The organism is Actinophytocola sp. (genome assembly GCF_050699935.1).
In the GTDB taxonomy this organism is placed as follows: domain Bacteria; phylum Actinomycetota; class Actinomycetes; order Mycobacteriales; family Pseudonocardiaceae; genus Actinophytocola.
The window spans coordinates 12,678-26,593 of sequence record NZ_JBOHGB010000047.1 but is presented as its reverse complement, the minus strand read 5'-3'; the positions used below and the strand labels follow the sequence as shown (position 1 = coordinate 26,593).

The 13,916-nt window shown below is 72.3% G+C and carries 14 protein-coding genes; 8 read left to right on the top strand and 6 right to left on the bottom strand.

The window, feature by feature from the left end:
- Nucleotides 1-23: 23 nt before the first annotated feature.
- Entirely contained in the window at nucleotides 24-1,202 is a 1,179-nt protein-coding gene (locus tag ACRDTB_RS17210; protein ID WP_431431420.1) for an MFS transporter, read from the top strand.
- Between the two features lie 73 nt (nucleotides 1,203-1,275).
- Here ACRDTB_RS17210 and ACRDTB_RS17205 read toward each other — a convergent pair whose 3' ends face one another.
- Nucleotides 1,276-2,250, bottom strand: a complete 975-nt coding sequence (locus tag ACRDTB_RS17205; protein ID WP_431431419.1) for a hypothetical protein — start codon at nucleotides 2,248-2,250, stop codon at nucleotides 1,276-1,278.
- A 143-nt stretch (nucleotides 2,251-2,393) separates the two neighbouring features.
- Here ACRDTB_RS17205 and ACRDTB_RS17200 point away from each other — a divergent pair, with 143 nt between their 5' ends.
- The 7 genes from ACRDTB_RS17200 to ACRDTB_RS17170 all read left to right on the top strand — a co-directional run bounded on the left by ACRDTB_RS17200 (nucleotide 2,394) and on the right by ACRDTB_RS17170 (nucleotide 8,636).
- On the top strand, nucleotides 2,394-3,428 hold the full coding sequence (locus tag ACRDTB_RS17200; RefSeq protein WP_431431417.1) for an NAD(P)-dependent alcohol dehydrogenase: 1,035 nt from the start codon (nucleotides 2,394-2,396) through the stop codon (nucleotides 3,426-3,428).
- 5 nt (nucleotides 3,429-3,433) lie between these two features.
- Nucleotides 3,434-4,471, top strand: coding sequence for an amidohydrolase family protein (locus ACRDTB_RS17195; RefSeq protein WP_431431415.1), 1,038 nt, complete (start codon nucleotides 3,434-3,436; stop codon nucleotides 4,469-4,471).
- Nucleotides 4,472-4,483: 12 nt separating this feature from the next.
- On the top strand, nucleotides 4,484-5,149 hold the full coding sequence (locus ACRDTB_RS17190; RefSeq protein WP_431431413.1) for an iron-sulfur cluster assembly protein: 666 nt from the start codon (nucleotides 4,484-4,486) through the stop codon (nucleotides 5,147-5,149).
- Nucleotides 5,150-5,228: 79 nt separating this feature from the next.
- The gene (locus tag ACRDTB_RS17185; RefSeq protein ID WP_431431411.1) at nucleotides 5,229-6,029 is read left to right on the top strand and encodes an IclR family transcriptional regulator; all 801 of its coding nucleotides are present in this window, start codon (nucleotides 5,229-5,231) and stop codon (nucleotides 6,027-6,029) included.
- Nucleotides 6,030-6,452: 423 nt separating this feature from the next.
- Entirely contained in the window at nucleotides 6,453-7,172 is a 720-nt protein-coding gene (locus ACRDTB_RS17180) for a hypothetical protein (protein ID WP_431431410.1), read from the top strand.
- Between the two features lie 147 nt (nucleotides 7,173-7,319).
- The gene (locus tag ACRDTB_RS17175) at nucleotides 7,320-7,799 is read left to right on the top strand and encodes a hypothetical protein (RefSeq protein WP_431431408.1); all 480 of its coding nucleotides are present in this window, start codon (nucleotides 7,320-7,322) and stop codon (nucleotides 7,797-7,799) included.
- A gap of 513 nt (nucleotides 7,800-8,312) precedes the next feature.
- Entirely contained in the window at nucleotides 8,313-8,636 is a 324-nt protein-coding gene (locus ACRDTB_RS17170; RefSeq protein ID WP_431431406.1) for a hypothetical protein, read from the top strand.
- 20 nt (nucleotides 8,637-8,656) lie between these two features.
- On the opposite strand, the gene ACRDTB_RS17165 is transcribed toward ACRDTB_RS17170, so the two are convergent.
- From ACRDTB_RS17165 to ACRDTB_RS17145, 5 genes are all read right to left on the bottom strand, one after another.
- Entirely contained in the window at nucleotides 8,657-9,160 is a 504-nt protein-coding gene (locus ACRDTB_RS17165) for a hypothetical protein (RefSeq protein WP_431431404.1), read from the bottom strand.
- Between the two features lie 73 nt (nucleotides 9,161-9,233).
- Nucleotides 9,234-9,887 (bottom strand): TetR family transcriptional regulator, encoded by a 654-nt coding sequence (locus ACRDTB_RS17160; RefSeq protein WP_431431403.1) that lies wholly within the window; start codon nucleotides 9,885-9,887, stop codon nucleotides 9,234-9,236.
- A gap of 21 nt (nucleotides 9,888-9,908) precedes the next feature.
- Entirely contained in the window at nucleotides 9,909-12,293 is a 2,385-nt protein-coding gene (locus ACRDTB_RS17155) for a xanthine dehydrogenase family protein molybdopterin-binding subunit (protein ID WP_431431401.1), read from the bottom strand.
- On the bottom strand, nucleotides 12,290-13,276 hold the full coding sequence (locus ACRDTB_RS17150; protein WP_431431399.1) for an FAD binding domain-containing protein: 987 nt from the start codon (nucleotides 13,274-13,276) through the stop codon (nucleotides 12,290-12,292). Before ACRDTB_RS17150 ends, ACRDTB_RS17155 begins: the two co-directional genes overlap by 4 nt.
- Nucleotides 13,273-13,812, bottom strand: coding sequence for a (2Fe-2S)-binding protein (locus ACRDTB_RS17145; protein WP_431431397.1), 540 nt, complete (start codon nucleotides 13,810-13,812; stop codon nucleotides 13,273-13,275). The genes ACRDTB_RS17150 and ACRDTB_RS17145 overlap by 4 nt, the downstream gene beginning before the upstream one ends.
- Nucleotides 13,813-13,916 lie beyond the last annotated feature (104 nt).

Sequence of the window (13,916 nt, the reverse complement as noted above, 5' to 3'; positions counted from 1 at the left end):
CCGAGCTGCCTACGGTCAACGGCATGACCATTCTCCTGCCCAGCGTCCGCCGCTCGACGGTGTTCCTCTTCGGCGGCGTGGCCGCCATGAACACCGCGATGGTCGGCGCCAGCACGGCCGCCACCCTGATCGTGTCGGCGGACGCGGGCCCGGCGTGGAGCGGGCTGCCGAACGCGTTCGTGATCACCGGCACCGCGCTCGGCACGCTCGGTGCCGGTGCCGTGATGGCGCGCCGCGGCAGCCGGCCGGTGCTGCTCGCCATGTACGCCGCGGCCGTGGCAGGCGGTCTCATCGCGTTCGGCGCGGCGGCCGGTGCGCTGCTCGCCCCGCTGCTCACCGGGATGGTCCTCTTGGGACTCGGCAACGGCGTCGCGCAGATGTCGCGGTACCTCGCCGCCGAGCTGTACCCGGCCCACCGCAAGGGGTTCGCGCTGTCGGTGATCGTGTGGGCCGGGACCGTCGGCGCGATCGCCGGCCCGGTGCTGATCGCGCCCGGCGCGCGGATCGCCGGGCTGCTCGGGGTGCGCGAGCTCGCCGGTCCGGCACTGGTGTCGGCGGCGATCGCGGGCCTCGCGCTGGCGGCGTCGGCCGGGCTGCCGCGGGTCCCACCACCGCCGGCCCGGCCGCGGTTGTCCCTGCCGATGGTGGCCACGGCGCTGCGCCGGCCGGAGGTGCTCACCCCACTCGTGGCGATGGTCGGCGCGCAGGTCTCGATGGTCGCCGTGATGACGATGACGCCGCTGCAGCTCGACCACCACGGCCAGGGGCTCGACGTGATCGGCTTGATCCTGTCGGCGCACATGATCGGGATGTTCGCGCTCGCGCCGCTGTCCGGCCGGATCGCCGACCTGTGGGGCGGGCGCGTCGCCATCTACCTCGGCATCGGCACGCTCGCCGTGGCCGCCACGACCGCGGTGGCGGCGCCGACCGCACACACGTCCGGGCTGCCCGCCGCGCTGTTCCTGTTGGGGTACGGCTGGAACCTGGTGTTCGTCGGCGGCAGCAGCCTGCTCTCCCGGGACCTGCCGGCCGACGAGCGGACGCAGCTGCAGGGCGGGGTGGACGCGGTCGTGTGGCTCTCCTCCGCGGTGGCCAGCCTGGCCGCGGGCGTGCTGTACGGCCTGGGCGGCTTCGCGCTGGTGGCCGTGGTCGGCGGTGCACTCGCCCTCGCGCCGATCGCCCTGGTGGGCAGGAGGCGGTGAGGATCGCTCCCGCAGATCGCCAGGAAGGACGCCTTCCTGACGTTCAACGCCGGGAAGGACGCCTTCCTGGCATTCAACGGCCGGACGTGGCGAGGGCGCGGCGGACCAGCGCCGCACCCGCGGCCTGCATCGGCAGCCCGTCGGTCGCCGTGGCGGTGAACGGGTGCTCGGTGACCGCGCCCTCCTCGTTCTCCGCCACCCACGCGCCGAACAGGGCGTCGAACACCGGAGCCTCGATCACCACGCTCATCAGGAGATCGGTCGCGAACGTCAGCGGGTCGACGCCGAGGCCGAGGCACTGCGCGCGGATCCGGCCGGCCCGCCGTGCGGCCGTCATCTCGACCGCGAACGGCCACGTGCCGTAGTCCACGCCCGCGCGTTCCGGCTCGCCGAGCAGCTCCTCGGCATACTCGCGCAGCAGGAAGTTCCACAGCGAGAACTCCGCGGGCTCCTCGGACACGGCCGGGCCGCTCGCCTGGAACACGCCGACCGGCACCACCTGGTACAGCCCGCCCGCGTGGCCGACCCGCGCCGGGTCGCGCCGGTGCAGGAAGAACGTCGGTGGGTCCCCCAGCCGGATCGTCAGCGCGCTGACCGCGAGGTTCGCCGGCCGGCGCGTGAGGTCGCAGGGGTCGCCGATCGCGTCGCGCAGGGGAGTGGGCGGGCCGGCGGCGTACTCGTGCGCGGCCGCCTCGCCGGTGTCGATGCTGTCGAAGTACGTGCCGTGGCCGAACTCCAGCCGCGGCCGGCCGCGCAGGGTCGCGGTGAGCAGCCGGTAGGTCGGGCGGTTCTCGAACACCGCGGGCCGGTCGCGGCTGGCCATCGTCTCGGTGTAGTGCGTGGCCGGGAGGTCGGGCAGCGGCGGTGACGCGCCGAGTGACATCGCGAGGTCGCCGAGTGGCACCGGGCGCGGCGGGACCCACGCCGGGCGAGTGAGCAGCGGCGTGCCGGCGAGCTTCGGGACGTTCGGGTACCGCGCCGCCGCCTCGACCGCGAGCCGGTAGCGGTTCGCGCGCAGGTGCGCGCGCACCCGGAGCCACTCGTCCATGATCGCCGATTCTGCCCGACGAAATTCCGGCTCCGTGAAATAACCCGCGGTATTTCGCGGGCCGGAAATCCGGCCGTTGACCCCGGTCGCGAGCAGTCGAACCATCGAGAGCGAGCCTGTTCGTTCCTCGAAGGGGAGTGGCGATGAAAGCGGTTCGCCTGCACGAGTACGACAAACGCCCCGTGGTCGAGGAGGTGCCCGAGCCCGAGCTCGCCGGCCCCTTCGACGTGCTGGTGGAGGTCGGCGGCGCCGGGCTGTGCCGCACGGACCTACACATCGTCGAGGGGCAGTGGGCGGAGAAGTCCGGCGTGGCGCTGCCGTACACGATCGGGCACGAGAACGCGGGCTGGGTGCGCGCGGTCGGGTCCGCGGTGTCCCACATCGCCCCCGGTGACACGGTGATCCTGCACCCGCTCGCGACGTGCGGCCTGTGCCGCGCCTGCCGGGCCGGTGACGACGTGCACTGCTCGGACTCCGCGTTCCCCGGCATCGACTCCGACGGCGGCATGGCCGAGCTGCTGCGCACCAGTGCCCGCTCGGTGATCAAGCTCGACCCGTCACTGCGGCCGGCCGACGTCGCCGCGCTGGCCGACGCCGGGCTGACCGCGTACCACGCCGTGCGCAAGGCCGTGCCGCTGCTCTACCCCGGCACGTACGCCGTCGTGATCGGCTCGGGCGGGCTCGGGCACATCGGCGTGCAGTGCCTCGCCGCGATGACGCCGGCCGAGGTCATCGTCGTCGACCGGTCGCCCGCCGCGCTCGAGCTCGCCAGGGGCTACGGCGCCGCGCACACCGTCGTGGCCGACGGCAGGCACGTCGACGCGGTGGCCGACCTGACGGGCGGCGAGGGCGCGCACGTGGTGCTCGACTTCGTCGGGGAGAAGGGCACCGAGGCCGAGGGCGTGTCGATGCTGCGCCGCGCCGGGTCGTACTTCGTGATCGGCTACGGCGGGCACGTCGACATCCCGACCATCGACATCATCTCCACGGAGATCAACGTGATCGGCAACCTCGTCGGCTCCTACAACGACCTCGCGGAGCTGATGACCCTTGCCGCGCAAGGAAAGGTCAGCCTGCACACCAGGACGTACCCGCTCGAAGCCGCGGGCGACGCGATGGACGACCTGGATCACGGCCGGCTGCAGGGGCGCGGCATCCTCGTTCCCGAACGGAGCTGAGCACAATGTATGAAAAGGACGGACAGCGGTACTTCGTGGTCGACAGCCATGTTCACTGGTGGGACGGCCGGCCGGCCAACCAGGCCAACCGCTACGGCGAGGGCTTCATCAACTGCTTCTACGACTACCACCGCAACCTCTCGCCGGAATCGGAGGTCTGGTCGTTCGAGGACTTCTGGCGCCAGCCCGAGGAGCGCGTCCTGCACGACCTGTTCGAGGTCGGCTACGTGGACCGGGCGATCTTCCAGCCGACGTGCCTGACCGACTTCTACGTCAACGGGTTCAACACGACCGAGCAGAACGGCGTGCTGGCCGAGAAGCACCCGGACAGGTTCATCGTCAACGGCTCGTGGGACCCGCGCGACGGCGAGGCGGGGCTGGACCGGCTGGAGTCGCTCGCCCAGCGGTGGAACCTGCGCGGCGTCAAGCTGTACACCGCGGAGTGGAAGGGCGATTCGAAGGGCTGGAAGCTCACCGACCCGTGGTCCTACCGGTACCTGGAGCGCTGCCAGCAGCTCGGCATCCGCAACATTCATGTCCACAAAAGACCGACGATCTACCCGCTGAACCGGGACGCCTTCGACGTGGCCGATGTGGACGACGTGGCGTCGGCGTTCCCGGAGCTGACGTTCATCGTCGAGCACGTCGGCCTGCCGCGACTGGAGGACTTCTGCTGGATCGCCACCCAGGAGCCGAACGTCTACGGCGGGCTCGCGGTGGCGATGCCGTTCATCCACAGCCGCCCGCGGTATTTCGCGCAGATCGTCGGGGAGCTGCTGTACTGGATCGGCGAGGACCGGATCACGTTCGCGAGCGACTACGCGATCTGGACGCCGCGCTGGCTCGTCGAGCGGTTCGTCGACTTCCAGCTCCCGGCGGACATGACCGAGTACCCGCAGCTGACCCCGCAGATCAAGAAGAAGATCCTCGGGCTCAACGCCGCGAGGCTCTACGACATCGAGGTGCCGGCGGAGCTGCGCCTGCCCGACGTGCCCACCGACAGCGGCGCGGCGGTCGGCTCGGAGCCGAGGGTGCCGGCGTGAGCGGAGCGAACCATGGACAGCGTGAACGAGCAGTTGTGGACGGCGCTCGGTACCGTGCTCGACCCCGAGCTGGACCGGCCCATCACCGACCTGGGCTTCGTCGCGTCGGCGTCGGTGGACGGCGCTCACGCAACGGTCCGGCTCCGGCTGCCGACGTACTTCTGCGCGCCCAACTTCGCCTACCTGATGGTCGCCGACGCCCGCGACGCGGTCGCCGCCCTGTCCGATGTGTCCACTGTGGACATTGAGCTGGTGGACCACTTCGCGGCGGCGGAGATCAACGCGGGGGTCGCCGGGGGCACGGGCTTCGCCGGCTCGTTCCCCGGCGAGGCGACCGGTGAGCTCGAGGAGCTGCGGCTGACGTTCCGGCGCAAGGCGTACCTGGCGAGCCTCGACCGGCTGGCGTCCCACCTCGACACCGACCCGGTCGGGCTGACCCTCGGCGAGGTGCCGGAGTCGCCGGCGCTGTCGTCGTTCCTGCACCGGCGGGCGGAGCTGGGTCTGCCGTGCACCCCGGACTCGCCGCTGCTGCTGGACGAGCACGGGGCCGTGATCGGCGCTGCCGAGGCGCCGCTGCGGCTGCGGTTCGCCCGTGCGGTACGGGTGAGCATCGACGGGAACGCGGGCCTGTGCCGGGGCCTGCTGCACACCCGCTACCCGGAGGTGGTCTCTGGGTAGTCGTTCGACACAAATCTGTGTCCACGCGAGGCTGATGTCTGACCTGTTGCGCGGCCGGGTCCTGACGTAGTGTCGGGACGTGACCGACCACACGGCGTCGCGGGACTCCAGCGGCCTGATCGGGTCCGCGCAGCGCGCGCTGCGAGTCCTCGACATCGTGGGCGCGGCGGGCGACGGCATCACGGCGAAGGCGGTCGCCAGACGCGCCGGCTACAACCTGTCGACGACCTACCACCTGCTGAACACGTTGGTGCACGAGGGATACCTGATCCGGCTCGGGCACGGCCGCGGGTTCGGACTCGGGTACAAGGTCGGCAACCTCTACCAGAGACTGTGCGCGGAGCTCGACGTCGGCCAGGAGCTGCGTGACGAGCTGCACCGCCTGCACCGGCGGGCGGAGGCGGCGGCGTACTACACGGTGTTCCGCGAGGCGGACATCGTGGTCGCCGCGGTCGCCGACTCCCCGGAGTTCCCGCGCGCGACACCCCTGGACTTCGGCTTCCACGAGGCCGCCCACGCGACGGCCTTCGGCAAGGTCCTCCTGGCGTCGATGCCGCGCCGGGCCCGGCGCGAGTACCTGGCGGGGGCCGGCATGCCGCGGCTCACGGAGCGGACCCACGCACGGGCGGTCGATCTCGACACGGAGCTCGAGCACGTCGAGCGGGCGGGGATGGCGCTGGAGATCGAGGAGTTCCAGCCCGAGCTGGCCTGCCTGTCGGCCCCGGTGCTCGACACGCAGAACCGCGTGATGGGCGCGGTCGCCTTCTCCGTTCCGTCGGAGACCTTCCACGCGCGGCGCTGGCACCTGGAGCGGTCGGCCCGGGCCGGGGCGGCCCGGTTCGCGCATCTGCTGGCCACGCGGCCGTCGCTGATCTCCTGATCCATCGGGACCAGCCGGCCTCGGCGGCCGCCCGCTCCGTACCCCGTCCTCGGCCACCCGGCTCGCGAGCGAGCTCGGCCTCCCGCGCCAGCGCGTCAACCACCACCTGCGTGCGCTTGAGGCGCCGGGCTCGTCGAGCTGGTCGAGGAGTGGCGGCTGTGTCGAGAGAATCCTGCGCACCCGTCCCGGCACCTTCGTCGTTGACCCCACCATGATGATCGCGGACGAGGCGACGCAGGCGCACGACCAGTACGCCGCCGAGCACCTCGTCGGCCGCCGGGGCGAAGAGGCTGCTCACCTTCACCGACGAGCTCGCAGACGCGATCCGGCAGCTCGTCGAGCGGTTCGACAGCCCGGACGGGCGTCCGTACCGGATGGTCGCCGGCGGTCATCCGGCCCTGCAGACACGCTAGGAGAACAACCATGACCGACAGCGCACCGCGGATCGAGGTCACCGTCGCGGCCCCGGTGGCCACCGTGTGGCATGCCTTGCGGGACAAGGAAACCATCCGCCACTGGCACGGCTGGGACTACGACGGCCTCGACGGTGAGATCGACCTCATCTACTTCACCGAGGTCGACGAGGACGCCGACGCACGCACCCTCAGCGTGCAGGGCGGCGACCTGATCCGCCTGGAGGCCGACGGGGAGAGCACCCGCGTCACGCGCACCCGCGCGCCACGCGGCACCAATCCCGACTGGGACGCCTACTACGCGGAGATCACCGAGGGCTGGATCACCTTCCTGCACCAGCTGAGGTTCGCCATCGAGCGCCAGCCCGGTGTGCCGCGGCGCACGCTGTTCTTCGGCGGCGGCAACCCGTCCGGCCGCTCGGTGGCCGACGAGCTCGGCCTGCCCGAGGGGCCGACGGTCGAGACCTCGTTGCTCGGCGAGCACGTCGAGGGCGAGGTCTGGTTCCGCTCCGAGCACCAGCTCGGCGTCACCGTCGACGCCTGGGGCGACGGGCTGCTCGTCGTGGTGAGCGCCGGCCCGACCGAGGACAACCCGGCGGACACCGCGATGGCGATCCTGTCCACGTACGGTCTCGACGACGCCCGGCTCGCGGAGCTCAGGGAGCGCTGGAGTCCGTGGTGGACCGAGCGTTTCCCGGCGGACGACCAGATCCCGTCCGAAGTGGAGTGACCACCCGCGCGCCTGGCCGGTTGACGTTGGCCGGCGCGTCGAGCACCCACACCGCACGGCCGGGAGGTCCGCCCACCCCGGCCGCCGGTCAGCACGTCCAGTTCCGCGTGCGTCCGCTCGGGCGGAAAACCGCACGGCAGCAACAGGATGACGTCCGGCCGGGCAGCCACGACCCGCTGCCAGTCGATCGTCGACGTGTGCTCGCCGGCGGTCGCCGGCAGCGGGACTCCGCCCGCGAGCTCGATCTGTTCGGGCACCCAGTGGCCCGCCGGCCACACCGGGTCGAACCACTCGAGCGCGAAGACCCGCGGCCGCCCGGCTACCCGGCGGCGCACCTCGTCGATCCGTGACCGCAGCGGCGCGACGCGGTCGGCGGCGACGTCCGGAACGCCGAGCGCCTCGCCGACCACCCGCAGGCAGTCGAGCACCTCGTCCAGCGTGCGGGGTTCGAGGCTGAGCACGCGCGGGCCGGCGTCCAGTGCGTGCCGCCTCGGAGACGCGGCGGTAGGCGATCGGGCACACGTCGCACAGGTCCCGCGTCGGTACGAGGTCCTCGAGGCGGGCGAGCAGCTCGGCGATCTCCCGGCCGCGGGCAGGAGCGAGACGATGCGCGCGCTGCCAGCGTAGGCACCGGCCCATGATCGACTCCGTGTTGTCGATCACTGTTTGGCTGCGGAGCGTGACGACGATGTCGATCAATGGCGGGCTCGACGTGAACGAACGTTTATCACCCAGACGAGGTCCGCGCGGCGAAGATCGCAGGTGAACACGCACTGGTCGTATGCATGTGCAGCTGCATGTTCCACTTTTCGGCTTGCAAGATGCGATCCCGCCACTCGCCGATGAATACGCACCGTTTATCGCTTCAAGCGGTGGGTCACGACGGGATAACAAGATCGATCGGCGATGATGAGGGACCAAAGTCGGGGTACAGCTGAACATCGCCGCCGAAGCCGGACGTGGCTCCCTGCTGGCACGGGGAGTTACGCGGACGTTCCGTGAAACCAGGCGACCGAGTCCACCCGAGAACTCATCGAAAGGGCCAACAGAACGGTGACCAGTCTAGAGCCCGGCGCCGCTGCCATACCCGAACAGCACAGACCCGCCGGCCCCTCACCCAGCCGCAAAGGCCGCCGCACCGTGCGGCTCGCCTCGCTCGCCGAGGCGGACACCAAGCCGGCGACGCGGCCCGTGCCCGAACCCGCCGCCACGTCGCGTGCCCACGGCGCCCACCGTGGCCGCGCCCTGCCGGCCTCCCGAGACGACTGGATGGTCCTCGCCGAGCGCGTGGTCGGCGACTGGGCGGCCACGCTCCGGGCCGCGCTGCTGCTGGGCCTGGCGGTGGCCGCGGTGATCATGGTGATCGGGCTCCTGGTCGGGCCCGGCCCGGCGCTCGCGGCGGCGTTCCTCGCGCTGCTGGTGTTCCTGGTCGGCCGGCACCGGGGCGGCTCGGTCGGCCGCTGACCCGCCCGGGCGGCCCCGCGTCAGGCGGCCGCGAGCGACGCCAGCGTGTGCAGCTGGCGGCGCATCATCACGAGGTCGCCCCAGGCGAGCAGCCGCCGCTGGAGGAACGAGCGCGCGTGCGCGGCGACGACGAGCTTCGCGACCAGGCGGCCCGGCGTGGTGCGGTAGGTGATCGCGAGATCGCCGAAGACGAGGCGTGCGGACCGGTCGGTGAGGCGCAGGGTCAGCTCCAGGTCCTTCACGAAGCCCGCGAGCGTGAAGATGTTCATGACCGGCTGGCCCAGCGTCAGCTCGGTGAGCCCGGGCGTGAGCGTGCGCGGGCTCTGCCGGCCGAAGTTGTCGATCAGGTCGTAGCTGTACGGCGCCACCCGGAGCTGGCACAGCCAGCGGAACACCGCCGGCGGCTCGGCGTCCACGTTCACCGCGCGGAACCACGACTCGGTCGGTCCCGGCACGAGCACGTCACACGGGTACCGGTCGGCGATCTCCGCCGGCGTGGCGCCCCAGATCTCCGGTAGGTCCATGCCTCGGGTCTAGCGACGGGCGCGCGGGCGCGTCAATGTCGGCAACGCCACGCGGCTCGGTGACGCCACGCGGCTACCGCTCGGTGACGAGGAGCCCGCGGGTGATCGTCTCCGCCATCCTCGCGACTGTGGGGGCGAACGGGATGCTCTGGTGGCTCAGGTGCGGCTCCTGCGCGTACAGCTCGAGCACGGTCGGCGTCGGGTGCCCGATCTGCCACAGGCCCGCCGCGATCATGCCCACCGCGGCCACCAGCTCGAACGCGTCCTGCTCGCCGAGGGCGGGTAGCACGGTGCGGACCTCCGCCGCGATCTCGCCCAGGGAGCCGACCGCCGCGTGCTTGAACGAGCGGACCGCCTCCAGGGAGACGTTGCGCTCCAGGTTGAGCGGCGCATGGGTCATCAGGTCGCACAGCAGCGGCCGCTCGGCGAGCGTCGTGGCCAACGCCGACGCCACGCCCTCGACCGACCCGGGCGGGAGGTCGGCCAGGGCGGTGCGCATGCCGGAGGTCCACTCGCGCCAGTCGTCCGCGGCCAGTCGCAGGTAGATCTCCTCCCGGGTCTCGAAGTAACGCAGCAGCGCCGACTTGTGCATCCCCACCGCCCCCGCGATGTCCGCGAGGCTCACCGCACGCACTCCGTCCCGCACCGCGAGCGACCGTGCCGCGGCGAGGATGGCCTCGTACCGCTGGCGCTTGTGCTCGGGCCGTCGCGCGCGCTGGAACGTCACCCCTTCACGGTAAGCGGTCCCTTACAACAGCTTGTCGAGGGTGATCGGTAGGTCGTGGACTCGTCGGCCCGTCGCGTGGAACACCGCGTTCGCCACGGCGCCGGCCGCGCCCGTGATGCCCACCTCGCCCGCGCCCAGCACACCCAGCGGCATCGTCGGGTCTGGTTCGTCCACACAGGACACGTCGATCCGCGGGACGTCCGCGTGCACCGGGACGTGGTACTCGGCGAGGTTGGCGTTCAGTACCCGGCCCGTCGCCCGATCGACCAGGGTCTCCTCGCCCAGCGCGAGGCCGATGCCCATCACGATCCCGCCGCGCAGCTGGCTCGCGGCCGTCTTCGCGTTCACCACCGTGCCGATGTCGAACACGCCGACCCAGCGCGACACCCGCACCTCGCCCGTGTCCGGGTCGACCCGCACCTCGCAGAACTGCGCGCCCGCCGCGGCCCGTACCCAGCGCCGGGCGTCCCGCAGGAATCTCGTCGTGAACCGGGCCTGGCCCGCGAGCTGCCCGAGCCGGGTGTCCGAGCCCACCTCGGCATCCAGCTGCGACCGGTCGGCCCGGGCGAGGATCGCCGCGTACGTCTCGCCCGAGGGGCCTGCGAACAGGCCGCCGTCGCGCGCCTGGAGTGACTCGAGGCGCTGCCCGCGCAGCGGCGAGTCCGCCGACCGGCGGGCCAGGCCGAACACCTCGCGGCGCAGCTTCGCGCACGCCTCCACCAGGCTCGCCGCGATGCTCGCCGTCTGCGCGGACCCGCCGGCACCCGGCCCGGCCGGCAGGTCGGAGTCGCCGTACTCCACCCGCACGGCCTCGACCGGCACGCCCAGCTCGTGCGCCGCCACCTGCGCCTGGGCTGTCGCCGTGCCCATGCCCAGCTCGTGGCAGGCGCAGCGCACCAGCACCGAGCCGTCCGCGGACAGCCGCACGGTGACGTTCGCCCACAGCCGCAACGACGGGTGGTACGCCGTCGCCACGCCCATGCCCACCAGCCACCGGCCGTCGCGCATCGAGCCCGGCTCCGGCGTGCGTGCGGCCCAGCCGAACCGCTCCGCACCCCGCGCGTACGCCTCCCGCAGCCGGCGGTGGGCGAACCGCTTGCCGTCCAACGGGTTGCGCTCCGGCTCGTTGCGCATCCGCAGCTCGATCGGGTCGATGCTCAGCTCGTACGCCAGCTCGTCCATCGCCGCCTCGATCGCGTAGGTGCCGATCGACTCGCCCGGCGCGCGCATCGTCGCGTTGGCCACCGCGTCGAGGTCGACCTGGCGCTGCTCGACCAGGATGTTCTCGGCGGCGTAGAGATGCCGGGACTGGGAGACCACCTGCTCGGGATGGCCGCCGACCCGCCCCAGCCGCGTGACGCTCGTGTGGATCAACGAGGTCAGCCGGCCGTCGGTAGTGGCGCCCAGTGCCACGCGCTGGATGGAGGGGGTGCGGCCGCCGACGGTGCGGTACACGGCCGCACGCGTCAGCGCCAGCCGCACCGGCCGGCCGGTCGCCCGGGCCGCGAGCGCGGCGAGGACGGTGCCCGCCCAGACCTTGCCCTTGCCGCCGAACCCGCCGCCGACGAACGTGGCGATCACGCGCACCTTGTCGAGCGACAGGCCGAACCCGTGGGCCAGGTGCCGGCGCGTCCAGTCGATGTTCTGCGTTCCGTCGTGGACGGTCAGCGCGTCGCCCTGCCAGGCCGCCGTGGTGGCGTGCGGCTCGATCGCGTTGTGGTTGTGTGCGGGCGTGCTGAAGCGAAGATCCACCGAAACCGGTGCCGCGGCGAGCGCGGACTCCGCGTCGCCCTTGGTGCCGCCGCCCGGCATCAGCATCGCGTTGCGTCCCTGCCGGTGGGCGTTCGGCACCGCCACCTCGAAGTCCACCGTGGATGGAAGTTCGGCATAGCGGACCCGGACCAGCGCCGCGGCCGCGAGCGCGGCGTCGGGCGTCTCCGCGACGGTGACCGCGACCGGCTGGCCGTTCCAGTGCACCTCGTCGGTGTTGAGGTAGTTCACCGACGTGCCGGCCGCGAGCGTGGCGAGGTCGAGCACGCTCTGCTTCCGCGGCGGCTTCAGCGCGGGCGCGTTGTGGTGGGTCAGCACCGCGACCACGCCCGGCAGAGCCGCCGCCACGCTCGTGTCGATCTCGACGATCCGCGCGCGGGGGACGGTCGAGCAGACGAGCGCGGCGTGTGTGAGGTTCGGGTAGCCGTACTCGGCCGCGTAGCGGGCCGCGCCGGTCGTCTTGGCGGGCCCGTCGACCCGGTCGACCGGCCGGCCGAGAACCTGTTCCGCCTCCCCGGAATCAACCCTTGTGGTCGCGTTGGGTTGGTGCCATGCGGTTCCGCGCGTACCTGTGGCTGGGTTGCGTCCCGGTCCCCTTAGGTGTGGTTGCGAGACGCGCGGCTCATGCGGGGTCATGCCGCACCTTCCTCGGCCAGGCGCAGGAGCGTCGCGGTGATCGTGCGGCGCGCCAGCTCGATCTTGAAGCCGTTCTCGCTCTGGGGGGTGGCGGCACTGAGCTCCGCCTCGGCGGCCCGGCGGAACTCGGCTTCGGTGGCCGCCGCGCCGGTGAGCACCCGTTCGGCCTCGACCGCGCGCCACGGCCTGGCCGCGACGCCGCCGAGTGCGAGCCGGACCGCCTCGACCCGGCCGCCGGCCACTCGCAGCGCGGCGGCCACCGAGACGAGTGCGAAGGCGTAGGACGCGCGGTCGCGGACCTTGCGGTAGCGGGACATCGCGGCGACCGGGACGGCCGGGATCTCGACGGCCGTGATCAGCTCGTCGGGCTCGAGCGCGGTCTCCACCCGCGGGCTGTCACCTGGCAGGCGGTGGAAGTCGAGCAGCGGGATCCGCCGGGTGCCACGCACGCTCTCCATGTCGACGGTGGCGTCGAGCGCCGCGAGCGCGACGCACATGTCCGACGGGTGGGTGGCGATGCAGTGCTCGCTCGCGCCGAGGATCGCGTGCATCCGGTTGGCGCCGCCGATCGCCGCACAGCCGCTGCCGGGCTCGCGCTTGTTGCACGGCAGCGTGCCGTCGTAGAGGTACAGGCACCGGGTGCGCTGCACCAGGTTCCCGCCGACCGTGGCCATGTTGCGCAGCTGGCCGGAGGCACCCATCAGGACGGCCTGGGCGAGCATCGGGTAGCGGGCGCGGATCAGCGGATGGGCGGCGAGGTCGCTGTTGCGCACGAGCGCGCCGACCCGCAGCCCGCCGTCGGGCAACTCGTCGACACCGGTCAGCGGCAGCCGGCTGATGTCGATCACGCGGTCCGGCGCCTCGATGCCCTCGCGCATCAGGTCGACGAGGTTCGTGCCGCCGCCGAGGAACTTCGCGCCCGGGCCGATCTCCCGGACGGCGGTGGCGACGTCGGGCGCCGCGACGTAGGCGAAGTCCTTCATCGGGCGGGCTCCGTCTCGTGCTGGGCGTCGTGGGTCACGCCCTCGATGGCCGATTCGATGGCCGATTCGATGGCACTGACGATCCCGTTGTAGGCGCCGCAGCGGCAGAGGTTGCCGCTCATGCGCTCGCGGATCTCGGCCTCGGTGAGCTCCGGCGACTCGTCGACGTGCTCGGTCACCGCGCTCGCCGTGCCCTCCTTGTGCTCGGCGAGCATGCCGATGGCCGAGCAGATCTGGCCGGGGGTGCAGTAACCGCACTGGAGACCGTCGTGCCGCACGAACGCGCGCTGCAGCGGGTGCTCGACGCCCTCGATGGTGGTGACCTCGCGGCCGTCGCACTGCACGGCGAGCGCGAGGCAGGACACGATCCGCCGACCGTCCACAAGGACCGTGCACGCACCGCACGCGCCCTGGTCGCAGCCCTTCTTGGTGCCGGTCAGCTCGAGCCGCTCGCGCAGCGCGTCGAGCAGGCTGACCCGTGGCTCGACCTCGACCGCCGTGGCGGCCCCGTTGACGTTCAGGCGCACTTCGACCATGCGGCCGACGTTAACAGAACGGTGTTGAGCTAACAAGAGCCCGGCGGTCCGTTAATCACCGCGAACGCTCCAACCTCGGCTGGGCTGTGGGGTCGACCCAATTA